Origin of the sequence: Mitsuaria sp. GD03876, assembly GCF_029840635.1 — a bacterium.
In the GTDB taxonomy this organism is placed as follows: domain Bacteria; phylum Pseudomonadota; class Gammaproteobacteria; order Burkholderiales; family Burkholderiaceae_C; genus Roseateles.
The window spans coordinates 13,238-35,593 of record NZ_JAOCCU010000036.1 but is presented as its reverse complement, the minus strand read 5'-3'; the positions used below and the strand labels follow the sequence as shown (position 1 = coordinate 35,593).

The 22,356-nt window shown below is 69.1% G+C and carries 18 protein-coding genes; 10 read left to right on the top strand and 8 right to left on the bottom strand.

From position 1 onward, the window contains the following. Positions 1–36: 36 nt before the first annotated feature. Positions 37–1,512: a cyanophycinase gene (locus N5D62_RS20615; RefSeq protein ID WP_279759766.1), complete on the bottom strand. Its 1,476-nt coding sequence runs from the start codon at positions 1,510–1,512 to the stop codon at positions 37–39. A 268-nt stretch (positions 1,513–1,780) separates the two neighbouring features. Here N5D62_RS20615 and N5D62_RS20610 point away from each other — a divergent pair, with 268 nt between their 5' ends. Continuing rightward, positions 1,781–4,591 (top strand): TonB-dependent receptor, encoded by a 2,811-nt coding sequence (locus tag N5D62_RS20610; protein WP_279759765.1) that lies wholly within the window; start codon positions 1,781–1,783, stop codon positions 4,589–4,591. Between the two features lie 3 nt (positions 4,592–4,594). Here N5D62_RS20610 and pyrC read toward each other — a convergent pair whose 3' ends face one another. The 7 genes from pyrC to N5D62_RS20575 all read right to left on the bottom strand — a co-directional run bounded on the left by pyrC (position 4,595) and on the right by N5D62_RS20575 (position 12,154). Beyond that, a complete protein-coding gene (pyrC, locus tag N5D62_RS20605; protein ID WP_279759764.1) occupies positions 4,595–5,629 on the bottom strand; it encodes a dihydroorotase in 1,035 nt (344 codons plus the stop codon). Positions 5,630–5,978: 349 nt separating this feature from the next. After that, positions 5,979–6,713 (bottom strand): amino acid ABC transporter ATP-binding protein, encoded by a 735-nt coding sequence (locus N5D62_RS20600; RefSeq protein WP_279759763.1) that lies wholly within the window; start codon positions 6,711–6,713, stop codon positions 5,979–5,981. 10 nt (positions 6,714–6,723) lie between these two features. After that, complete coding sequence (locus N5D62_RS20595) at positions 6,724–7,389, bottom strand: amino acid ABC transporter permease (RefSeq protein WP_279759762.1); 666 nt, start codon at positions 7,387–7,389, stop codon at positions 6,724–6,726. Between the two features lies 1 nt (position 7,390). Then, positions 7,391–8,125, bottom strand: a complete 735-nt coding sequence (locus N5D62_RS20590; protein WP_279759761.1) for an amino acid ABC transporter permease — start codon at positions 8,123–8,125, stop codon at positions 7,391–7,393. A gap of 148 nt (positions 8,126–8,273) precedes the next feature. Beyond that, positions 8,274–9,167, bottom strand: a complete 894-nt coding sequence (locus N5D62_RS20585; protein WP_279759760.1) for an amino acid ABC transporter substrate-binding protein — start codon at positions 9,165–9,167, stop codon at positions 8,274–8,276. 150 nt (positions 9,168–9,317) lie between these two features. After that, positions 9,318–10,247: a LysR substrate-binding domain-containing protein gene (locus tag N5D62_RS20580; protein WP_279759759.1), complete on the bottom strand. Its 930-nt coding sequence runs from the start codon at positions 10,245–10,247 to the stop codon at positions 9,318–9,320. Between the two features lie 11 nt (positions 10,248–10,258). Next, positions 10,259–12,154, bottom strand: a complete 1,896-nt coding sequence (locus N5D62_RS20575) for an ABC transporter ATP-binding protein/permease (protein WP_279759758.1) — start codon at positions 12,152–12,154, stop codon at positions 10,259–10,261. Positions 12,155–12,246: 92 nt separating this feature from the next. Between N5D62_RS20575 and N5D62_RS20570 the strand changes: the two genes are divergently transcribed. The 9 genes from N5D62_RS20570 (at position 12,247) to N5D62_RS20530 (ending at position 22,344) form a co-directional block, all read left to right on the top strand. Continuing rightward, a complete protein-coding gene (locus tag N5D62_RS20570) occupies positions 12,247–12,693 on the top strand; it encodes an acyl-CoA thioesterase (RefSeq protein ID WP_279759757.1) in 447 nt (148 codons plus the stop codon). Positions 12,694–12,862: 169 nt separating this feature from the next. Continuing rightward, complete coding sequence (locus tag N5D62_RS20565; RefSeq protein ID WP_279759791.1) at positions 12,863–14,200, top strand: dicarboxylate/amino acid:cation symporter; 1,338 nt, start codon at positions 12,863–12,865, stop codon at positions 14,198–14,200. 523 nt (positions 14,201–14,723) lie between these two features. After that, on the top strand, positions 14,724–15,932 hold the full coding sequence (locus N5D62_RS20560) for a sugar ABC transporter substrate-binding protein (RefSeq protein ID WP_279759790.1): 1,209 nt from the start codon (positions 14,724–14,726) through the stop codon (positions 15,930–15,932). Between the two features lie 101 nt (positions 15,933–16,033). Then, entirely contained in the window at positions 16,034–16,894 is an 861-nt protein-coding gene (locus tag N5D62_RS20555) for a sugar ABC transporter permease (RefSeq protein ID WP_279759756.1), read from the top strand. 13 nt (positions 16,895–16,907) lie between these two features. Then, complete coding sequence (locus N5D62_RS20550; protein ID WP_279759755.1) at positions 16,908–17,744, top strand: carbohydrate ABC transporter permease; 837 nt, start codon at positions 16,908–16,910, stop codon at positions 17,742–17,744. Between the two features lie 13 nt (positions 17,745–17,757). Next, positions 17,758–18,810, top strand: a complete 1,053-nt coding sequence (locus N5D62_RS20545) for an ABC transporter ATP-binding protein (protein WP_279759754.1) — start codon at positions 17,758–17,760, stop codon at positions 18,808–18,810. Positions 18,811–18,887: 77 nt separating this feature from the next. Then, entirely contained in the window at positions 18,888–20,306 is a 1,419-nt protein-coding gene (gene dalD, locus N5D62_RS20540) for a D-arabinitol 4-dehydrogenase (protein WP_279759753.1), read from the top strand. Positions 20,307–20,366: 60 nt separating this feature from the next. Then, on the top strand, positions 20,367–21,296 hold the full coding sequence (locus N5D62_RS20535; RefSeq protein WP_279759752.1) for an AraC family transcriptional regulator: 930 nt from the start codon (positions 20,367–20,369) through the stop codon (positions 21,294–21,296). Between the two features lie 10 nt (positions 21,297–21,306). Continuing rightward, the gene (locus tag N5D62_RS20530) at positions 21,307–22,344 is read left to right on the top strand and encodes a PfkB family carbohydrate kinase (RefSeq protein WP_279759751.1); all 1,038 of its coding nucleotides are present in this window, start codon (positions 21,307–21,309) and stop codon (positions 22,342–22,344) included. The last annotated feature ends 12 nt before the right edge of the window (positions 22,345–22,356 follow it).

The following is a 22,356-nucleotide window of genomic DNA, read 5'->3' as shown; positions in this document are numbered from 1 at the left end:
CATGCCGGGCGGTGCCCGGCACGGGCCCGGCGGCGCTCAGTCCTGCGAGGGGCGCTCGTCGGGCGGCGGTTCCTCGGGCGGCGCGGACTGGCGCGGCCGGCGGTCCGCCGGCCAGGGCGCGAACAGGGGCAGCGGCATGCGCACCGGCGTCACGTCCAGGTACAGGTTGACGACGGTGTAGTCCTCGGGCCCGAGTTCGTCGGTGCTCCAGCCGATGCTGCCCGGCCCCTTGTAGAGCCGGAACAGGAAACCGAGGTCGGCCAGCGTGTCGCCGGCCTTGGGCGCGGCCTCGAAGCTCAAGCCGCGGAACTCGGGCTGCACGCTGTCGATCAGGATCGACATCGCCGTGGAGATCGTCGAGTCGCCCAGCATGTCCGTGTAGAACTGCGGCAGCGTGTAGTAGGGCTTGTAGTCCGGCGCGCCAGGCTCGAGCCTCTGGCCTCGCAGCTTCAGCGCCGACGGCGTCACGCCGCGGGTGCGCAGGTTCATCCGGTCGCCGTGGTCGAGGTAGGTCAGCTTGGCGTTCTTCAGGTTGAACACGCCGAGCTGGCGGTCCGAACTCGCCTCGCTCAAGTCCACCAGCAGCGCGCCCTTGTGGCCCAGGATCTCGACCTCGTCGCCGCGGATCACGGCGGCGGAGTTCTCGTCGACGCCCAGCCCGAGCTTGTAACCCTTGGCCAGCATCAGCGGCACCATGCGGCCGAACCGCCCGCGCTTGAGGAAGTGCTGGTCGACGAACAGGCCCGGCCCGACGAAGCCCAGCCCGCGGTCGATCTGCTTGCCCTCCTCCCACTGGCCCTTGAGGATGCTGATGACGCTGGGCGCGTCGCGGAACATCACGGTGCTCATCACCGCGGCGCCGGCGGAGGTGCCGGCCACCACGCCGCCGCGGCGGTAGACGTCCCAGATCGCGTCGAGCATCGGCGTCGAGTGGCCGCCGGGGAACAGCACGTCGACGATGCGCTCCTGCGAGCCGCCGGTGAAGAAGATGCCCTTGGCGTTGCGCACCTTGGCGATCAGCGCCGCGTCGCGCACCACCTTGTTCAGGTCGACCCACGAGAACCGCGGCGCGACCGGCAGCGCCTCGGCCACCGCGCCGCGGCGCTGCAGCTGCTCGACGACCTGCTTGGCGCTGGCCTCCGGGTCCTCGGCCGCGGTGCCGAACACGACGAAGCGCGCGCCCCGGCCACCGGCCAGCGCGATCAGGCGGTTCCACACCTCGTCGTTGTCCGACTTCAGCGCGCCGCCGATGGCCATCGCGTGGCCTTTAATGGGGACATCGCGGTCGCCCGCGGGGGCAGGCGTTGCCCCGGCGTCAGGCGACGAGGCCGCGAGGTTCGCGGCAGGTGCGGAGGCCGGCTTGGCGGCGGGACGCGCGACCGGCTTGGCCGCGGCCGGCAAGGTGGGCGCGGCCGCCCGCGCGGTGGGCGGCGCCACCGCCGAGATCGCCGCGAGGGCCAGCATCACGGCGAACAGGCCGGCGGCGCGGCGCGGGAAACAGCGATCGATCATCGTCAAGGCCTCAGGCCGCGGACCGGCGGCATCGGGTCACCAGTTGAAACCGCCCCGGGAGGGGGACGGGTCGGACGAAGGGGGATGGCAGGGGGCAAAGATAGCGTCGCCCACCCCACGGCGGGTGACCGTTGGTCACATCGGAGTTGCCTCGTCGCGACGGCCCCGGGTCAACACCCTTGTCCGTGACGGGTCGCTCCCTAGACTGGTCCGTCAGAGCCACGCCAACCGCCGCCGCATCGGCATGACCGGCAACAGGGAGCCCGCCATGATCGTCCGTCCCCCGCGCGTTTCGCATCGTCCGCCGCGCCGGTACCGGCGCCTCGCGCTCGCGGCGCTGATCGCCGCCGCCGGCCCGGCGCTGGCGCAGGTGGCGCCGCCCGACCCCGCCGCCTCCGCGCCGGCGCAACGGCTGCAGCGGGTGGAGGTCACCGGCTCCGCGATCAAGCGCATCGCCGACGAGGGCGCGCTGCCGGTGCAGGTGCTGACCCGCAACGACATCGTCAAGGCCGGCGTCACCACCGCCGCCGAGCTGATGGCCACCGTCTCCTCGATGAGCAATGCGCTGACCGACGGCGTCAGCATCGGCACCGGCGGCTTCCGCGACCAGATGGGCTTCAACTCGGCCAACCTGCGCGGGCTGGGCACCTCGTCCACGCTGGTGCTGCTCAACGGCCGGCGCATGGCCAACTTCGCCTCGCCCGGCGACGACAACGGCGTCGACCTCAACAACATCCCCGCCGCGGCGATCGAGCGCGTGGAAGTGCTGCTCGACGGCGCGTCCGCGATCTACGGCACCGACGCGATCGGCGGCGTCGTCAACTTCATCACCCGCAAGGACTACCAGGGCGTGCAGCTCGACGTCTACGGCGGCAAGTCCGGTGAAGGCGGCGCCGGCAAGCGCACCGCGTCGATCGCCGCCGGCCATGGCGACCTCGCGCGCGACGGCTTCAACATCATGGGCGTGCTGGACTTCCAGAAGACCGGCGCGCTCAGGACCTCGCAACGCGACTTCATCTCCGACCTGCGCATCCCGGAGCGGTTGCCGCACCTGCTGTCCTCGGCGAGCTTCCCGGGCAACATCCGGCTCTCCACCGACCAGCGCAACTTCCTGAGGGACGCCGGCTTCTCGATCGGCGGACGGCCGATCTCCACGCGCACCATCAACCTGAGCGCGCCGAACTGCCAGCCGCCGCATTCGCTGTACCTGCCCGACGGCATCGGCGGCGTGGACGGCTGCACCTACGACTACATGCGCGACCTGGAGCTCTATCCGAAGTCGGACAAGGGCAGCTTCCTGGGCCGCGGCGTGCTCAAGCTCGGCGACCGGCACGAGGCCTTCGTCGAGGCGGCCTACACCCGCAGCAAGAGCTGGTACGTCGGCACCAGCAACCGGATCGACGCCGACCTGGACGTGTCGATGATCCCGCAGCTGGCCGCGACCGGCCTGGGCGGCCCCGACGATCCGAACGCCGAGGACAACCGCGTCATCACCGTGCGCACCCGCATGCTGGAGGCCGGGCCGCGCGCCAGCGAGATCGTCAGCACCGGCAGCCGGATCGTCGTCGGCATGACCGGCACGCTGGGCGCGTGGGACTACGACTGGGGCTACAACCACAGCACCAACCGCGTCGCCGACCGCGACGTGCGCGGCTACCTGCCCTACGACCTGACGATGCAGGCCTACGCCGACGGCGTGCTCAACCCGTTCGGTCCGTCGAGCCAGGCCGGCCTGGCCTTCCTGCGCGACAACAACATCAACCAGGAAGTGCGGCGCGCGCGCGGCACGATGGACAGCCTCGACGCGAAGGCCACGCGCAGCCTGATGAAGCTCGGCGGCGGCGACCTGGCGATCGCGCTCGGCGCGGAACTGCGGCGCGAGCGGGCGACCTCGGCGGCGAGCGACCTGCTCATCTCCGACAACATCGTCGGCGACCCGACGCCGGGCGACGCGCAGTTCACCAACAACTCGCGCAAGGTCTGGGCCGCCTACGGCGAGCTGCTGGCGCCGATCACCAAGGAGTGGGAGATCCAGCTCGCGCTGCGGCACGACCACTACCAGCGCGTGGGGGCGACGACCAACCCGAAGGTGGGACTGCGCTACGCGCCGATGAACAACCTGACCTTCCGCGCGTCGGCCGGCACCGGCTTCCGCGCGCCGTCGATGGACGACCTCTACCGCTCGGTCAAGACCTCGACGACGGCGACGCTGCCCGATCCGGTCTGCATGCGCGAGAACGACAACGACCTCGGCTTCTGCGCCAACAACTGGGACACGCGGACCTACTCCAACGCCAACCTGAAGCCGGAGAAGTCCCGCCAGTTCTCGATCGGCGTGCTGGCCGATCCGACGCCGGAACTCAGCCTCGGGCTCGACTACTGGCACATCGAGAAGCGCGACCTGATCAGCACGCTCGGCGACGACGTGATCCTCGGCAACCTCGCCAAGTACGAGCCGCTGGTCCACCGCTACAACGAGGACGAAGGCCTCGCGGGCTGCGACTACGACCCGGACGACTCGAGCATTTGCTACATCGAGCTGCGCAAGGAGAACCGCGGCAAGCAGAAGGCCTCGGGCCTCGACATGACGCTGCAGTACCGCTCGCCGGCGACGGCGCTGGGGCGCTTCGGCGTGAAGCTGGTCGGAACCTTGACGCTCAGTTCGAAGAAGCAGACCGGGGACGGGGATCCCTACGTCTCCAACCTCGGCCGCTTCGTCACCGACGGCGTCGTGCAGCGCTGGCGGCATCGGCTCAACCTCGACTGGTCGCAAGGACCGTGGAGCGTGAACCTCGCCAACACCTTCTACAGCGGCTACGACGACCAGAACTCGGCCATCGACACCAACACCGGGCTCATCGTCGGGAAGAACAAGGTCAAGGCGTATTCGCTCTGGGACCTGTCGGGCGGGTGGGACGCCACCGCCGCCCTCACCCTCCGCGCGGGGGTGAAGAACCTGTTCGACAAGGCACCGCCGTTCTCGAACCAGGCCTACTTCTTCATCTCGGGCTATGACCCGAGCTACACCGACCCGCGCGGACGGTTCTTCTACCTGTCCGCGCAGTACCGGTTCAAGTGAGGGTCAGTCCAGCTTCCAGTGCATGACCTCGCCGCCGCGCAGCGGCTTGAGCTGGGCCGCTTCGGCGAACGGGACGGACTCGGGGAGCGTCCAGTCGGTCTTGCGCAGCGTGACCTGCGTCGTGTTGCGCGGCAGGCCGTAGAAATCGGCGCCATGGAAGCTCGCGAACGCCTCGAGCTTGTCGAGCGCGCCCGCGGCCTCGAAGGCCTCGGCATAGAGCTCGATCGCGGACAGCGCGGTGAAGCAGCCGGCGCCGCAGACCGAGTTCTCCTTCATCACCGACGCGTGCGGCGCGCTGTCGGTGCCCAGGAAGAACTTCGGGCTGCCCGAGGTCGCCGCCTGGATCAGCGCGAGGCGATGTTCCTCGCGCTTGAGCACCGGCAGGCAGTAGTAATGCGGCCGCAACCCGCCCATGAAGATCGCGTTGCGGTTGTAGAGCAGATGCTGCGGCGTGACGGTCGCGCCGGTGAAGCGGTCGGCGCCGGTGACGTACTGCGCGGCTTCCTTGGTCGTGATGTGCTCGAACACCACCTTCAGCTCGGGGAAGTCCTTGCGCAGCGGTTGCATCACGCGGTCGATGAAGAAGGCCTCGCGGTCGAAGACGTCGACGTCGCCATCGGTGACCTCGCCGTGCACCAGCAGCAGCAGCCCGGCCTTCTGCATCGCCTCCAGCGTCGCGTAGGTCTTGCGGATGTCGGTGACGCCGGCATCGCTGTTGGTGGTGGCGCCGGCCGGGTACAGCTTCAGCGCGACGACGCCCGCGGCCTTCGCGGCGGCGATCTCGTCGGGCGTGGTGCGGTCGGTCAGGTAGAGCGTCATCAGCGGCTGGAAGTCCACGCCGGCGGGGACGGCGGCGAGGATGCGCTCGCGGTAGGCCAGGGCCTGCTCGGCCGTCGTGATCGGCGGCTTCAGGTTCGGCATCGCGATCGCGCGCGCGAACTGGCGCGCGGTGTACGGGACGACGCTCTGCAGCGCGGCACCGTCGCGCAGGTGCACGTGCCAGTCGTCGGGACGGGTCAGGACAAGGGTTTCGCTCATGGGGCGGGATTGTCGCACCCGGCCTCAGGGCGCACTCGCCGGCGCCGACGGCTCAGGCGCGACGCGCATCGCACGACCTGACCCCGGCGGGCGGATTCCCGCACGGATGACCTCGTGCCTCGTGCGATCCACCACACACCGGTCGAATCGCGAAGGCATCGATTGTTGGGAGCGGTTCACACCGCGTCACTGACCTCGACCAGGCGTCTTTTCGCCGTCCATGCCGTGGACGAGTGACAACCCGGCGGGAACCCGTGCCCGGCCCGGAAGGCCGGCTCCAGAAAGCAGAAGGCCCGCGCCTTACGGCGCGGGCCTTCCTGAGCGGACGCCGCGAGCGCGGCGCCGACGATCAGTGCTGCAGGATCTTCGCCAGGAAGTCCTTGGCGCGCGGCGAGCGCTCCTCGGGCTTGCCGAAGAAGTCGTCCTTGGCGCAGTCCTCGATGATCTTGCCGGCGTCCATGAAGATCACGCGGTTGCTGACCTTCTTGGCGAAACCCATCTCGTGCGTCACGCACATCATGGTCATGCCCTCGTTGGCCAGCTGGACCATCACGTCCAGCACCTCGCCGACCATCTCGGGGTCCAGCGCCGAGGTCGGCTCGTCGAACAGCATCACGATCGGGTCCATCGACAGCGCCCGGGCGATCGCCACGCGTTGCTGCTGGCCGCCCGAGAGCTGGCCCGGGAACTTGTCCTTGTGCGCCATCAGGCCCACGCGCTCCAGCATCTTCAGGCCGCGGGTCTTGGCGTCGGCCATGTTGCGGCCCAGCACCTTCACCTGCGCCAGCGTCAGGTTCTCCGTCACCGACAGGTGGGGGAACAGCTCGAAATGCTGGAACACCATGCCCACGCGCGAACGCAGCTTGGGCAGGTTGGTCTTGGGATCGGTCAGGCTGGTGCCGTCCACGACGATGTCGCCCGCCTGGATCGGCTCCAGCGCGTTGACCGTCTTGATCAGCGTGGACTTGCCCGAGCCCGACGGGCCGCACACCACCACGACCTCGCCCTTCTTGATGGTCGTGGAGCAATCGGTCAGGACCTGGAACGGGCCGTACCACTTGGAAACGTTCTTGATGTCGATCATGGAGCGGACCTCAGCGGATGATGGCGATCTTCTTCTGCAGCTGGCGGACCAGCATGGACAGGCTGAAGCAGATCACGAAGTAGACGACGGCCGCGACCAGGTAGGTCTCCATCGGCCGGTTGAAGTTCTTGCCGGCGACCTCGAAGCCCTTGAGCAGGTCGTAGGCCCCGATCGCGTAGACCAGCGACGTGTCCTGGAACAGCACGATCGTCTGCGTCAGCAGCACCGGCAGCATGTTGCGGAAGGCCTGCGGCAGCACCACCAGGCCCATGGTCTGCTTGTAGTTCATGCCCAGCGCGTAACCCGCGAAGACCTGGCCCCGGGACACCGACTGGATGCCCGCGCGCATGATCTCCGAGTAGTAGGTCGCCTCGAACAGCGTGAAGGTGATCAGCGCCGTCTTCTCCGCGCCCAGCGGCCCCGCGATGTAGGGGATCAGCAGGAAGAACCACAGGATGACCATCACCAGCGGGATCGAGCGCAGCGTGTCGACGTAGATCGCCGCGGGCTTCTCCAGCCACCACTTGCCCGACAGCCGCATCAGCGCCAGCAGCGTGCCCAGCACGATGCCGCCGATCATCGCCGAGACGGTCAGCTGGATCGAGAACAGCAGGCCCTTGGCCACGAAGGACGACAGGACGTCCCACGTCATGAACGAGAAATCGAGTTGCGTCATGTCACTTCGCCCCCAGGATGCCGGGCACGCGCACGTACCACTCGATGACCTTGGCCAGGCGGTTGATCGCATAGGCCGAGACGAAGTACAGCAGCGTCACCGGCAGGAAGATCTGCACGAAGCTGGACTGCTCCGACGCCTGCAGCGCGAACTGCGCCAGGTCGGGAATGCTCACCGCGAAGGCCACCGCCGAGTTCTTGACGATGTTCATGCTCTCGCTGGTCAGCGGGGGGATGACGATGCGGAAGGCCATCGGCAGCAGCACGTAGCGGTAGGTCTGCGGCAGCGTGAGGCCCACCGCCTGGCCCGCGTAGCGCTGGCCCTTGGGCAGCGTCAGGATGCCGGCCTTGACCTGCTCGGCGATCCGCGCCGAGGTGAACAGCCCGATCGCGATCACCACCAGCACGCTGGGCGGCAGGTCCAGCACCGGGAACAGGCGCGGGATCACGTGGTACCAGATGAACAGCTGGACGATCAGCGGGATGTTGCGGAACAGCTCCGTCCACGCCTCCCCGATCATCGCCACGCGCTTGTTCGGCACCGTGCGCAGCACGCCGATCAGCGAGCCGGCGATCAGCGCCACCAGCAGGCCCACGACCGAGACGAACATCGTCCAGCCCCAGCCGTGGATCATCGCGTCCAGGTAAGTCTCATAACCGGGGGCGCCGAAACACTTCGGCGCGACCTCCTCGGTCACCATGTCTGTGCAGTACAACTGCCAATCCCAGCTCGCCATGGCGTGCTCCATCCATCAAAGCAAAGGGCCGCCTCCCGTGCCGCGGCCCCCCGGTGCGCCAGGCCTCCCACGAAGGGAGGCTTCGCGCGATCTTGCGGCCTTTGCGACAAGGCGCCCCGCGGGGCGCCTTGCGCTCAGGTCATCGCGATCACTTCTTCGCGTATTCCTCGACCGGCTTGTCGTTCGGATTCGCCCAGGCGTGCTTGGTCGCTTCCGTCGCCGGCAGGCCGACCTTGGTGTTGGTCGGCGGGATCGCCTGGACGAACCACTTGTCGTACAGCTTGGCGATGTCGCCGGACTTCATCATGCCCTTGATGCTGTCGTCCACGGCCTTCTTGAAGGCCGGATCGTCCTTGCGGACCATGATCGCGATCGGTTCCACGGACAGGACTTCGCCCACGATCTTGAAGTCGGCCGGGTTGCGCGACTTGGCGATGTTGCCCGCCAGGATCTGGCCGTCCATCACGAACGCGTCGGCGCGGCCCGACTCCAGCAGCAGGAAGCTGTCGGCGTGGTCCTTGCCCAGCACTTCCTTGAAGTCCACGCCGTTGGCGCGCTCATGCTTGCGCAGCAGCTGGACCGAGGTGGTGCCGGTGGTGGTCGCGACGGTCTTGCCGTTCAGCTGCGCGATGGAGGTGATGCCGGAGTTGGCCTTCACCGCGATGCGCACTTCCTCGACGTAGGTCGTGACGGCGAAGGCCACGTCCTTGGCGCGGGTCATGTTGTTGGTGGTGGAGCCGCACTCGATGTCCACGGTGCCGTTCTGCACCAGGGGCACGCGGTTCTGCGAGGTCACCGGCAGGTACTTGATGTCCAGCTTGGCCAGGCCCAGCTGCTTCTGGACGTCGGCCAGCACGCGCTGGCAGATCTCGACGTGGTAACCCACGTACTTGCCGTCGCCGAGCGTGTACGACAGCGCGCCCGAGGACTCGCGCACGCCCATGGTCACGCTGCCTGTGTCCTTGATCTTCTTCAGGGTGTCGGCCTGGGCCACGCCCACCAACGCCGCGCCAAGGGCCAGGACTAGCAATGCCTTCTTCATAGTTGCTCCTGCTTGTTCGGATTCAAAAGCTTCAGGGAGGGGTTCGGGACGGCGAGCCGCCCAACCGGCGAAGCAGACCATGAGCGGCCGCTTCGCTGGGTAGGGAGTATCACGCATCTCGAGGTGTCACGCGGCTTACATATGCAGGTTTCATGCCCGCTCGCCGGCCGCGTCGGTCAGGAAGTTCCACAGCGCCTGCGCGACCGGCTTGACCCGCCGTGCCGAGCCCTGGCGCTCGCGGTACATCCGCAGCTCCATGTTCAGTTCGTACTGGCCCGGCTCGGCCGCCCGCACCAGGCGCCGCGCCTTGACCTCCTTCTTCACCGAGCTCGCCGGCAGGAAGGCCAGGCCGTGGCCTTCCAGCGCCATCGCCTTGAGGCTCTCGGCCATGTCGGTCTCGAAGACGGATTCCAGGTTGAGCGGCTGCGCCGCGTCCTTGACGATCAGCTCCACCAGCCGCCCGAGGTAGGCGCCCGAGGCGTAGCTCAGGAAGGGGATCTTCTGGCCCGGGTGTCCGGAAATCCGGAACATCGGGCCGCCGCCTGTGTCAGCTTTCGCATAGGCGGCCAGCGTCTCGTGGCCGAGCGAGACCGATTCGTAACGTTCCGGATCGAGCTGCAGCGGCTGGCTGGGGTGGTGGTAGACGACCAGCAGGTCGCAGTTGCCTTCGCTGAGCTGCAGCGTCGCGTCATGGACGTTGAGCGCGTTGAGCCGGCACTTCACCTCGCCGAAGCGCTGGCGCAGCTCCATCAGCCAGTGCGGGAAGAAGCTGAAGGACAGCGAGTGCGGCACGGCGAACTCGATCATGTCCTGCCCCGCCGACTGGTGGCTGCGCAGCATGTTGCGGGTGGCCTGCAGGTTGCCCAGCAGGTCCACGGCCTGGCCCAGCAGCGTCTCGCCGGCGGCGGTGAGCCGCGTCGGGTAGGACGAGCGGTCCACCAGGTCGACGCCGGCCCAGGCCTCCAGCGCCTGGATGCGGCGCGAGAAAGCCGGCTGCGTGACATGCCGCAGCTGCGCCGAGCGGGAGAAGCTGCGCGTCTCCGCCAGGCTCACGAAGTCTTCAAGCCATTTGGTTTCCACGGCGCGGGAGTTTAGCCGCGCGGGGTCGCGGGCGTATCCGTCGAAGGTGGCAGCGCCGCCGGCGCCGGGGTCTGGCGCGGCGCGTCCTGGCCGTCCTGCTGCAGCGCCCACATCTGCGCGTAGCGCCCGCGAAGCGCGAGCAGCGCGGCATGCGTGCCGCGCTCGACGATGACGCCGTGCTCCATCACCAGGATCTCGTGGGCGTCGACGACGGTGGAGAGCCGGTGCGCGATCACCAGCACCGTCTTGTCCTGGGCGGCGGCCTCGAGCTCGGCCTGGATCGCGCGCTCGTTGCGCGAGTCGAGCGCCGAGGTGGCCTCGTCGAAGATCAGGATCGGCGGATTCTTCAGCAGCGTGCGCGCGATCGCCACGCGCTGCTTCTCGCCGCCGGAGAGCTTGAGCCCGCGCTCGCCGACCATCGTCTGGTAGCCCTGCGGCAGCGCCTGGATGAAGTCGTGGATGTGGGCGGCGCGCGCGGCGGCCTCGATCTCCTGGACCGTCGCCTCGGGCCGGCCGTAGGCGATGTTGTAGGCGATGGTGTCGTTGAACAGCACCGTGTCCTGCGGGACGATGCCGATGGCGCGGCGCACGCTGTGCTGCGTCACCCCGGCCAGCGGCTGGCCGTCGATCTCGATGCGGCCGGACTGCGCGTCGTAGAAGCGGTACAGCAGCCGCGCCAGCGTGCTCTTGCCCGAGCCGCTCGGCCCGACCACCGCGACCTTCTTCCCGGCCGGGATCTCCAGGCTCACGCCCTTGAGGATCGGACGCTGCGGCTCGTAGGCGAAGTGCACGTCGTCGAAGCGCACCGCGGCGCCGGCGACCTGCAGCGGCCGCGCGCCGGGCGCGTCGGCGATCTCGCGCTCGCGCGCCAGCAGCCCGAACATCTTGTCCAGGTCGGTCAGGCTCTGCTTGATCTCGCGGTAGATCACGCCGAGGAAGTTCAGCGGGATGTAGAGCTGGATCATGAAGGCGTTGATCATGACCAGGTCCCCGAGGCTCATGTGGCCGGCCACGACGCCCTGCGTGGCGCGCCACAGCATCGCCACCAGCGCCGCGGCGATGATCACCTGCTGGCCGCTGTTGAGCAGCGACAGCGTCGTCTGCGCCTTGAGCTGCGCGCGGCGCAGCCGCTCCAGGCTCTGGTCGTAGCGGGCGGCCTCGAAGTCCTCGTTGTTGAAGTACTTCACCGTCTCGTAGTTCAGCAGCGAGTCGATCGCCTTGCTGTGGGCCTGCGAGTCCAGCTCGTTGAGCTGGCGGCGGAACTTGGTGCGCCACTCGGTGACGACGATGGTGAAGCCGATGTAGAAGACCAGCGCCGCGCCGGTGATCCAGGCGAACAGCACGTCGAACTTCACCGCCAGCAGGCTCAGCACCAGCACCACCTCCACCAGCGTGGGGAAGATGCTGTAGAGCGAGTACGAGATCAGCGCGTGCACCGCGCGCGTGCCGCGTTCGATGTCGCGGGTCATGCCGCCGGTCTGGCGCTCGAGGTGGAAGCGCAGGCTCAGGTCGTGCAGGTGGCGGAACACCTGCAGCGAGATGCTGCGCGAGGCGCCCTCGGTGGCCTTGGCGAAGATCAGCTCGCGCGCCTCGGTGAACAGCGAGGTGCACAGCCGCAGCAGCCCGTAGGCCAGCAGCAGCCCCGCGGGCACGACCATCAGCGCCTGCGGGCTGCCGGCGGGCAGGTCGAGGCTGTCCACCAACTGCTTGAGCAGCAGCGGCACGCCGACGTTGGCCAGCTTGGCGCCGACCATGAACCCCAGCGCGATGCCCACGCGCCAGCGGTAGCGCCAGAAGTACGGCAGCAGCCGGGCGATGGTGTGCCAGTCGCCGCGGGCCTCGGGCGCGGCGGAGGAAGCGGAGGCGGGGGTCGGCGCGGCGGTGCCGGCGAGCGTGGAGCGGCGCATGGGTCGGGGGGAAAGGGGTTGTCGCGGGGTCTGGCGCGCACCGGTCGGGCGCGCTGGACGACAATGCCGGCCATTGTCACCGTTGGCCGATCATGAGCGACTCCACCCTCCCCAATGCCCCCGCCGCCGCGCCGCTGTCCCCCGTGCTGTCGCCCGAGACCATCGGTCCGCGCGAACTGGTGATGCGCGTGATGCCGATGCCGGCCGATGCCAACGGCAACGGCGACATCTTCGGCGGCTGGATCATGGCGCAGGTCGACCTGGCCGGCTCGGTCCTGCCGGCGCGCATCTCGCGCGGACGGATCGCCACCGTGGCGGTCAACGAGTTCATCTTCAAGCAGCCGGTCTCGGTCGGCGACCTGCTGAGCTTCTACGCGCAGGTCACGCGCATCGGCCGCACCTCGATCACGGTGCACGTCGAGGTCTTCGCCGAGCGCAACCCGGCCAATCCGCATGTGGTGAAGGTGACCGAGGCCAACCTGACCTACGTCGCGATCGACCGCGAGGGCAAGTCGCGCGTCTTCGGCCAGACGCCCTGAAACCGCGATGGCCAGGGGCTTCGCGTCCGCGCGCGAGGCGCCCGGTTCACAGGGTTTGTACGTAGATCCCGCATCCCCTTGATTTTTGCGGGTGGGATACTGCCCGGCCTGGGGCGCAGCCACGCCGAGACGGCGTCCGCGGCTCCCCGCAACCGGAGCCGAACCCATGCTGTCCCCTTCCGCTTCCGCCGCGCCGGCCGCGCCCGTGCCGTGGTATCGCCACCTCTACCTGCAAGTCGTCGTCGCGATCGTGATCGGCATCCTGCTGGGTCACTTCGAGCCGCAGTTCGCGGTCAAGCTGCAGCCGCTGGGCGACGCCTTCATCAAGCTGGTGAAGATGATCATCGCGCCGGTGATCTTCCTGACCATCGTGACCGGCATCGCCAGCATGACGCAGCTCAGCCGCGTGGGCCGGGTGTTCGGCAAGGCGATGGCGTACTTCATCTTCTTCTCGACGCTGGCGCTGATCGTCGGGCTGGTGGTCGCGAACGTCGTGCAGCCGGGTCACGGCATGAACGTCAACGTCGCGGACCTGGACCAGAAGGAAGTGCACCGCTACGTCGAGAAGACGCATGACCTGACCCTGGTCGGCTTCCTGATGGACGTCATCCCGAAGTCCCTGGTGGGCGCGCTGGCGGACGGCAACATCCTGCAGACGCTGTTCGTGGCGGTGCTCTTCGGCGTGGCGCTGGCGCTGGTGGGCGATCGCGGCAAGCCGGTGCTGACCTTCTTCGAATCGCTGACCGCGCCGGTCTTCCGGATGGTCCACATCCTGATGAAGGCGGCGCCGATCGGCGCGCTGGGCGCGATGGCCTTCACCATCGGCAAGTACGGCCTGGCTTCGCTGCTCAACCTGGGCCTGCTGGTGGGCAGCTTCTACGTCACCTCGCTGCTGTTCGTGCTGGTGATCCTGGGCATCGTGGCGCGGCTGTGCGGCTTCTCGATCGTCAAGCTGATCCGCTACCTGAAGGCGGAGCTGCTGCTGGTGCTGGGCACCTCTTCGTCGGAATCGGCGCTGCCGTCGCTGATGGAGAAGATGGAGAAGGCGGGTTGCGAGAAGACGGTGGTGGGCCTGGTGGTGCCGACGGGCTACTCGTTCAATTTGGACGGGACCAATATCTACATGACGCTGGCGGCGTTGTTCATCGCGCAGGCGACCAACACCGAGCTGACGCTGGGTCACCAGATCACGCTGCTGCTGGTGGCGATGCTGAGTTCCAAGGGCGCGGCGGGCGTGACCGGCGCGGGTTTCATCACGCTGGCGGCGACGCTGTCGGTGGTGCCCGAGGTGCCGGTGGCCGGCATGGCGCTGATCCTGGGCGTGGACCGGTTCATGTCCGAATGCCGCTCGCTGACGAACTTCGTCGGCAACGCGGTGGCGACGATCGTCGTGTCCAAGTGGGAACGCGCGCTGGACCACGACGCGCTGGACCGCGCGCTCTCGGGCCGCGAGGTGGATCCGGATGATCTGCCGGTGCGCGTGGCGAGTCCCGCCGAGACCGCCTGACGACGCCCTCCCCCTTCCCCTTTCCCGTTCCCCTTCCCCTCCCCTCCCCTTCCTCGTCGCACCTCGGTGCGACAACGATGAGGCTCTCGCTGCACTGCGCGGTGCGGGAGAACGACAACAGGCCCCGGGCAGTGCCCCCTTGAAGCGAATGCCGAGCGTGCGGAGGCGATTGAGCTGAGAGGGGGCACTGCCCGGGGCCTGTTGTCGTTCGAACTGATACGGAGTTGAAACAACCTTGGGGATAGACCCACCCCCGTGATGCAAAAAAGTATCTCCTGAGGCGCTACTGGGTACCAACGCGGCAATTGCGAGTCGATATTGTTCGATTCCAAGTGCTGGCCCTGTGAAGAGGCTGGTGCGTGATACCCATAACAGGAGACTTCCGATGCGTCTTTTTGTCCGCAAGCACCGGTCCTTGCCGGCCGTGACGGTTGCTGTTGCCTTTGCCTTCACCGCGCTGGCTGGCGTGGTGCGGGCCCAGACGCCGACTGAGCTGGTGATCGCCACGGTCAACAACGGTCACATGATCGAGATGCAGAAGCTCAGCAAGCATTTCGAGGAAGCGAATCCGGACATCAAGCTCAAGTGGGTGACGCTGGAGGAAGGCGTGCTGCGCCAGCGCGTCACGACGGACATCGCGACCAAGGGCGGTCAATTCGACGTCATGACGATCGGCTTGTATGAAGCTCCGATCTGGGGTCGCAAGGGCTGGCTGCAGGAGCTGAAGACGGATGCGGCGTACGACGCCGACGATCTGCTGCCCACGGTCCGCAGCGGCGTGTCGGTGGACGGCAAGTTGTACGCCGCGCCGTTCTACGCGGAGAGCTCGATGCTGATGTACCGCAAGGACCTGGCGGACAAGGCGGGCGTGCAGGTCGGGGACCATCCGACGTGGACGCAGGTGAAGGAGCTGGCGGCGAAGATCCACGATCCCAAGCATGGTGTCTACGGCATCTGCCTGCGCGGCAAGCCGGGCTGGGGCGACAACATCGCCTTCATCACGACGCTGGCCAACACCTTCGGCGGCCAGTGGTTCGACATGCAGTGGAAGCCGCAGCTCGAGTCCAAGCCGTGGAAGGATGCGGTGGCCTTCTACGTCGACCTGCTCAAGCAGTATGGGCCGCCGGGATCGGCGTCCAACAGTTTCAACGAGATCCTGGCGCTGACCAGCGCCGGCAAGTGCGGCATGTGGGTGGACGCCACGATCGCCGCGTCCTTCGTCTCCGATCCCAAGCAGAGCCAGGTGGCCGCGCAGATGGCCTTCGCGCAGGCGCCGGTGATGAACACGCCCAAGGGCGCGAACTGGCTGTGGTCGTGGAACCTGGCGATCCCGGCCGGGTCGCGCAAGGTGGCCGCGGCGCAGAAGTTCATCACCTGGTCCACCAGCAAGGACTACATCCAGCTGGTGGCCAGGACGCAGGGCTGGGCCAAGGTGCCCACCGGCACGCGCAAGAGCACCTACGCGAATCCGGAGTTCCAGAAGGCCGCGCGCTTCGCCGCCGCGGAGAAGGCGGCCATCGACTCGGCCAGCCCGAACGACGCGACGCTGCCCAAGAGCCCGTACGTCGGCGTGCAGTTCGCGGCGATCCCGGAGTTCCAGGCCATCGGCATCGCCGTCGGGCAGCAGCTGAGCGCGGCGCTGGCTGGCCGCACGACCGTCGACGCGGCGCTCAAGGCCGGCCAGGCCACCGCCGAGCGCGAGCTCACCAAGGCCGGCTACTACCGCAAGTGACCGTCCGGCCCCGGCCGCGCGCCGGGGCGCTCGCAGGCCCGCTCGCCGGGCCGGTCCCCCGCCTGCGTCCCGAAACGCGGGCGCTCCATTCGCACCTCGCCATGAATCGTTCCATTCCGCGCCTGCTGCTGGCGCCCGCGGTCGGCACGCTGTTCCTGTGGATGGCCGTGCCGCTGGGCATGACGATCTACTTCTCGCTGGTCCGCTACAACCTGATGCAGCCGGACCAGGCGGGCTTCGCCGGCCTGGAGAACTTCACCTTCTTCGTCACCGATCCGTCCTTCGGCGTGGCGATCGCCAACACGCTGACGCTGCTGGCCAGCGTGATCGCGATCACCGTGGTGATCGGCGTGGCGCTGGCGCTGCTGATCAACGAGCCCTTCCCCGGCCGCGGCCTGGTGCGCGTGCTGCTGATCTCGCCGTTTTTCGTCATGCCCACGGTCAACGCGCTGCTGTGGAAGAACATGATGTTGAACCCGATCTACGGCGTGCTGGCGCAGGTCTGGATGTTCTTCGGCGCGCAGCCGGTGGACTGGCTCACCGACCACCCGCTGTTCTCGGTCATCGTGATGGTGGCCTGGCAATGGCTGCCCTTCGCGACGCTGATCTTCATGACCTCGCTGCAGAGCCTGGACCGCGAGCAGCTCGAGGCCGCGCGCATGGACGGCGCCAACGCGCTGCAGCAGGTGCGCTACCTGGTGCTGCCTCACCTGGCGCGGCCGGTGGCCGTCGTCGTGATGATCGAGTTGATTTTCCTGCTGGGCGTCTTCGCCGAGATCTACACCACCACCGGCGGCGGTCCGGGCGACGCCAGCACCAACGTCACCTTCCTGATCTTCAAGCAGGCGCTGCTGAACTTCGATGCCGGCGTGGCTTCCGCGGGCGCGCTGTTCGCGGTGCTGATGGCCAACATCGTCGCGGTCTTCCTGATCCGCCTGATCGGCAACAACCTGGACCGCTGAGGAGACGCGCCCCATGACCGCAAGACGACGTCCGCCTTTTCCCGTCGGCACCGCGCTGCGCGCCGTGACCGCCTGGGCCGTGGCGCTGCTGCTGTTCTTCCCGCTGGCCTGGCTGGGCCTGACCGCCTTCAAGACCGAGGCGCAGGCCATCGCCGTGCCGCCGCAGTGGCTGTTCACGCCGACGCTGGAGAACTTCCACGAGGTGCAGGCTCGCAGCGACTACCTGCTGCATGCCCGCAACTCGGTGGTGACCAGCGTGGTGTCGACGCTGCTGGGCCTGCTGCTGGCCGCGCCCGCGGCCTACGCGATGGCCTTCTTCCGCGGCCGCTGGACCCGCGACCTGCTGATGTGGATGCTGTCCACCAAGATGATGCCGGCCGTCGGCGCGCTGGTGCCGGTCTACGTGCTGGCGCAGAAGAGCCAGCTGCTGGACACGCAGGCGGCGCTGATCATCGTCTTCGCGCTGTCCAACCTGCCGATCATGGTGTGGATGCTGTACTCGCATTTCCGCGACATCCCGCCGGAGATCCTCGAGGCCGCGCGCATGGACGGCGCCACGCTGTGGCAGGAGGTGCGGCTGGTGCTGTTGCCGCTGGGCCTGGGCGGCCTGGCCTCCACCGGGCTGCTGTGCCTGGTGCTGTCGTGGAACGAGGCCTTCTGGAGCCTGAACCTCAGCGCCGCCAAGGCCGGCACGCTCGCCACCCTCATCGCCTCCTACTCCAGTCCCGAAGGGCTGTTCTGGGCCAAGTTGTCCGCCGCCTCGCTGATGGCCATCGCGCCCATCGTCGTGTTCGGCTGGTTCAGCCAGAAGCAGCTGGTGCAGGGCCTGACCTTCGGCGCAGTCAAGTAAACCGGGACACCCCATGGCATTCCTCCAACTCAACGGCATCGAGAAGTTCTTCGCCCAGCACCGCGCCATCCGCGGCATCGACCTGGGCATCGAGAAGGGTGAGTTCATCGTCTTCGTCGGCCCCTCGGGCTGCGGCAAGTCCACGCTGCTGCGCCTCATCGCCGGCCTGGAGCGCATCGACGGCGGCACGCTGCACCTGGACGGCCGCGACATCACGCACGCGCCGTCCAGCCGCCGCGACCTGGCGATGGTGTTCCAGAGCTACGCGCTCTACCCGCACATGAGCGTGTACGACAACATGAGCTTCGCGCTCAAGCTCGCCGGCGCGCCTGCTGCCGAGATCCGCGCCAAGGTCGAGCGCGCGGCTGCGGTGCTCGACCTCACGCCTTATCTCTCGCGCACGCCCAAGTCGCTGTCCGGCGGCCAGCGCCAGCGCGTGGCGATCGGCCGCGCGATCGTGCGTTCGCCCAAGGTGTTCCTGTTCGACGAGCCGCTGTCCAACCTCGACGCGGCGCTGCGCGGGCAGACGCGGGTGGAGATCGCCAAGCTGCATCGCGACCTGGGCGCCACCACGATCTACGTGACCCACGACCAGGTCGAGGCGATGACGCTGGCCACCCGCGTCGTGGTGCTGCGCGACGGCCAGATCGAGCAGGTCGGCACGCCGCTGGCGCTCTACGACCGGCCGGCCAACCAGTTCGTGGCCCAGTTCATCGGCACGCCGCGGATGAACGTCGTGCCCTGCGGCCAGTTGCCCGACGGGCTGCGGCGCCAGGCGCCGCGCGCCGCCGCGGCCGGCAGCATGGGCCTGCGGCCCGAGGCGGTCGGCGTGGCCGCGCGGGGCACGGCGCCGGTGGGCGGCACCGTCGAGCTGGTGGAGGCGCTCGGCGCCGAGACGCTGATCCACGTGCGCACCCGCGAGGGCGCGCCCTGGGTGGCGCGCCTCAGCGAGCGGACCCGCTGCCAGGCCGGCGACGAGGTGTCGCTGCAACTCGACGCCGCGCAGGCGCTGTGGTTCGACGACGCCGGCCGCGTCGTGCCGGCGGAGGCGGGCCTGGCCGCGTGAGCGGTCCGCCCTCGCCGCCTTTCCCGCTCTCGCCGCCCTTCCCGGCTTTCCCTCGACGTTCCGCCTCCCCTTCGCGCATGATCTCCGCCACCGCTCCCTTCACCCTCCTCCACCTCGGCCTGGGCGCGTTCCATCGCGCGCATCAGGCGCTGTACCTGCAGGCGCTGCACGACCGCGGCGACACCGGCTGGGTGCTGGCCGGCGGCAACCTGCGGCCCGACGCGCTCGAGACCATCGACGCGCTGCGCGCCCAGGACGGCGCCTACACGCTGGAGACCGTCTCCCCGCAGGGCGAGCGCCGCTACACCTGGGTGCGGTCGCTGAAGACCGTCGTGCCCCACACGCCGGACCTGGCCGGGCTGGTCGCCATCGCCGCCGATCCGCGGACCCGCATCCTGTCCTTCACCGTGACCGAGGCCGGCTACTACCTGGACAGCCGCCACCGGCTGGACTGGGCGCATGCGCCGGAGCTCGACGCCGACCTCGCGCTCGCGCGCCAGGGCCGGCCGGGCAGCACGCTCTACGGCGCGCTGACGGCGCTGCTGCGCGCGCGCATGGCCGCGCGGGCCGGCCCGATCACGCTGCTCAACTGCGACAACCTGCGGCACAACGGCGACCGCGCGCGCCAGGGCCTGCTGCAGTTCGTGCGCGCGCTCGACGACGAGCCGCTCGCCGCCTGGATCGAGTCGCACACGACCAGCCCCAACGCGATGGTCGACCGCATCACGCCGCGGCCGACGGCCGAGGTCGCGGCGCGCGTGCTGGCGGCCACCGGGCGCCAGGACGGCGCCGCGCTGATGAGCGAGGACTTCACCCAATGGGTGATCGAGGACCGCTTCGCCGCCGGCCGCCCGGCCTGGGAGCAGGTCGGCGTGGAGATGGTCGAGTCGGTCGCGCCGTACGAGGAAGCCAAGATCCGGCTGCTCAACGCGACGCACAGCTGCATCGCCTGGGCCGGCACGCTCGCCGGGCACCGCTTCATCCATGAAGGCGCCCGCGACGCGCGCATCCGACGCATGGCCTGGGACTACGTGACCCACGACGCCATCCCGGCGCTGAGCCCCAGCCCGCTGGACCTGGCGGCCTACCGCGACGTGGTGCTGGAGCGCTTCGCCAACCCGGCCATCGCGGACACCAACCAGCGCGTGGCGGCGGATGGCTTCAGCAAGGTGCCGGGCTTCATCGCGCCGACGATCCGCGAGCGCCTCGCGCGCGGCGAGTCCATCGCCAGCGTGGCGATGCTCCCCGCGCTGTTCCTGGCCTTCCTGCAGCGCTGGCATGCCGGCGCGCTGCCCGAGCCCTACCAGGACCAGGCGATGGACCCCACCGCCGCGCACGCGCTGTGCGACGCGGCGGACCCGGTCGCCGCCTTCGCCGCCGATCGCGTGCTGTGGGGAGAATTGGCCGGCGACGCGCGGTTGGAGGCGGCCTTGCGCGTGGCCACCGACGCGGTCCGGCACTTCATCGCCCAGATGCGGGAGCCCGCGTCGCGGTAGCCTCCAACCCGCCGCGCCCGATCCCTCGCCCCGCCCCCGCGTCCGCACCAGGAGCCCTTCATGCCGACGACCCCAGCCGCCCCGCGCCGGACCCGTCCCGAGCTGGAACACGCCTGCTCCCGGTCGCCGGAGCTGGGCTACGAGCCGACCGAGAACGCCGGCTTCATCCGCTGCCTCTCCCACGGCTTCCCGACGCCGCTGGCGCGCTGGCACTGCCATGACGAATACGAGCTGCACCTGATCACCGCGTCGTCGGGGAAGGTGTTCGTCGGCGACTGGATCGGCCAGTTCCAGCCCGGCCAGCTGGTGTTGACCGGCCCGCGGCTGCCGCACAACTGGATCAGCATGGACGTGCCCGAGGCCGGCGTGCCCGAGCGCGACCTGGTCGTGCAGTTCCCGCACGAGCCCTTCGCCGCGGCCTGCGACGGCATCCCCGAGCTGCGCGAGGTGATGCCGCTGCTGGAGCGCTCGCGCCATGGCATCGAGTTCTTCGGCCAGCAGGAACGGGCCACCGCGCACTGGCACCGCGTCAAGGAGCGCCAGGGCCTGGCGCGCTTCGGCGCGTTCTGCGAATGGATGGCCGAGCTGGCCCGCTGCAGCGACTACCGGCTGCTGTCCAGCGCGCCGCTGCGCAGCGACGACAGCGACCTGGAACTCGCGCAGGTCGATGCGCTGGTCAGCCGCATCACCGAGCAGTTGGGCCTGCCGTTGTCGGCCGCCGACCTGGCCAGCGAGATGGGCATGACGGAGAGCCGCTTCTCGCGCTTCTTCCGGCGCGCGACCGGCAACACCTTCACCGACTTCGTCAACCAGGTGCGGGTGAACCGCGCCTGCCAGCTGCTGCAGGAATCGGACCGGACCATCACGCTGATCGCCTACGAGGCCGGCTTCAACAACATGGCTAACTTCAACCGGCGCTTCCTGGACATCAAGGGCGTGACGCCCACCGAGTACCGCAAGCGCTCGGCCGGCCGCTTCGGCGTGAAGTGAGGAGATCGCCATGGCCTTCGCTCCCTTCCCGGTCGACGCGCCCTCGGGCGGCCGGTCCATCCAGGCCGCGGTCGCCGGCGAGGCGCTGATCGACCTGATCCGCCAGCCCGACGGCCGTTACCTGCCGTGCCACGGCGGCGCGCTGTTCAACCTGAGCCGGGCGCTGTCGCGGCAGGGCGTGGGCACGCATTACCTCAACCCGTTGTCGAGCGACCGCTTCGGGCGGGAGCTGGCGCGGCGGCTGACGGCGGACGGCGTGCGGCTGTCCGCGCCGGAACCGGTCCAGGCGCCGACCTCGCTGGCGATGGTCGATGTCGATGCCCAGGGCCATCCGCAGTACGCGTTCTATCGCGACGGCGTGGCGGACCGCGGCGTCGACGCCGACGGGCTGACCCGCCATTGCGACGCGCTGCCCGAGCTGCGCCTGGTGTGCACCGGCGCGCTGGCGCTGGACGCGCGCGACACGGACCGCTACCTGCCCTGGCTGCGGGTGCAGCGCCTGCTGCGCCGCTGCGTGGTGGTGGACGCCAACCTGCGACCGTCGGTGATGCCGGACCTGGACGCCTACCGCGCCTCGGTGCAACGGGCGCTGGCGCTGGCGGACATCGTGAAGGTCAGCGACGAGGACCTGCAGCACCTCGGCGTGCCGGGCGACGACGCGCTGGCCCGCTGCGGCCGCGTGCTGGACGCGCATCCGCAGATCAGCCTGATCGCGCTGACGCTCGGCGCGGAAGGCGCCTGGCTGCTGCATCGCAACGGCATCCACTGCTTCGCCAAGGAATCGCGGCGGCTGACGGTGGTCGACACCGTCGGCGCCGGCGACAGCTTCCTGGCCGGGCTGCTGGCCCACCTGCTGTGCCAGGCGCAGATGGCCCGGGCCGCCAACCTGGTGGCGGTGCTGGCGAACCTGCTGCACCACTCCTGCGACCAGGCGCTGCGCCACGCGCTGGGCAGCGCCAGCCTGTGCGTGCAGGCCAGCGGCGCGGCGGCGCCGACCTGGCAGGAGGTGCGGGACTGGGTGGCGGCGGACGAGCGCCGCATCGCCTGAAGCCGCCCCGGC

Coding starts and splice junctions, on each gene's coding strand:
- N5D62_RS20615 (WP_279759766.1), bottom strand. CDS start 1,512: ATGATCGATCGCTGTTTCCCGCGCCGCGCCGCCGGCCTGTTCGCCGTG.
- N5D62_RS20610 (WP_279759765.1), top strand. CDS start 1,781: ATGATCGTCCGTCCCCCGCGCGTTTCGCATCGTCCGCCGCGCCGGTAC.
- pyrC (WP_279759764.1), bottom strand. CDS start 5,629: ATGAGCGAAACCCTTGTCCTGACCCGTCCCGACGACTGGCACGTGCAC.
- N5D62_RS20600 (WP_279759763.1), bottom strand. CDS start 6,713: ATGATCGACATCAAGAACGTTTCCAAGTGGTACGGCCCGTTCCAGGTC.
- N5D62_RS20595 (WP_279759762.1), bottom strand. CDS start 7,389: ATGACGCAACTCGATTTCTCGTTCATGACGTGGGACGTCCTGTCGTCC.
- N5D62_RS20590 (WP_279759761.1), bottom strand. CDS start 8,125: ATGGCGAGCTGGGATTGGCAGTTGTACTGCACAGACATGGTGACCGAG.
- N5D62_RS20585 (WP_279759760.1), bottom strand. CDS start 9,167: ATGAAGAAGGCATTGCTAGTCCTGGCCCTTGGCGCGGCGTTGGTGGGC.
- N5D62_RS20575 (WP_279759758.1), bottom strand. CDS start 12,154: ATGCGCCGCTCCACGCTCGCCGGCACCGCCGCGCCGACCCCCGCCTCC.
- N5D62_RS20570 (WP_279759757.1), top strand. CDS start 12,247: ATGAGCGACTCCACCCTCCCCAATGCCCCCGCCGCCGCGCCGCTGTCC.
- N5D62_RS20560 (WP_279759790.1), top strand. CDS start 14,724: ATGATCGAGATGCAGAAGCTCAGCAAGCATTTCGAGGAAGCGAATCCG.
- N5D62_RS20555 (WP_279759756.1), top strand. CDS start 16,034: ATGAATCGTTCCATTCCGCGCCTGCTGCTGGCGCCCGCGGTCGGCACG.
- N5D62_RS20550 (WP_279759755.1), top strand. CDS start 16,908: ATGACCGCAAGACGACGTCCGCCTTTTCCCGTCGGCACCGCGCTGCGC.
- N5D62_RS20545 (WP_279759754.1), top strand. CDS start 17,758: ATGGCATTCCTCCAACTCAACGGCATCGAGAAGTTCTTCGCCCAGCAC.
- dalD (WP_279759753.1), top strand. CDS start 18,888: ATGATCTCCGCCACCGCTCCCTTCACCCTCCTCCACCTCGGCCTGGGC.
- N5D62_RS20535 (WP_279759752.1), top strand. CDS start 20,367: ATGCCGACGACCCCAGCCGCCCCGCGCCGGACCCGTCCCGAGCTGGAA.
- N5D62_RS20530 (WP_279759751.1), top strand. CDS start 21,307: ATGGCCTTCGCTCCCTTCCCGGTCGACGCGCCCTCGGGCGGCCGGTCC.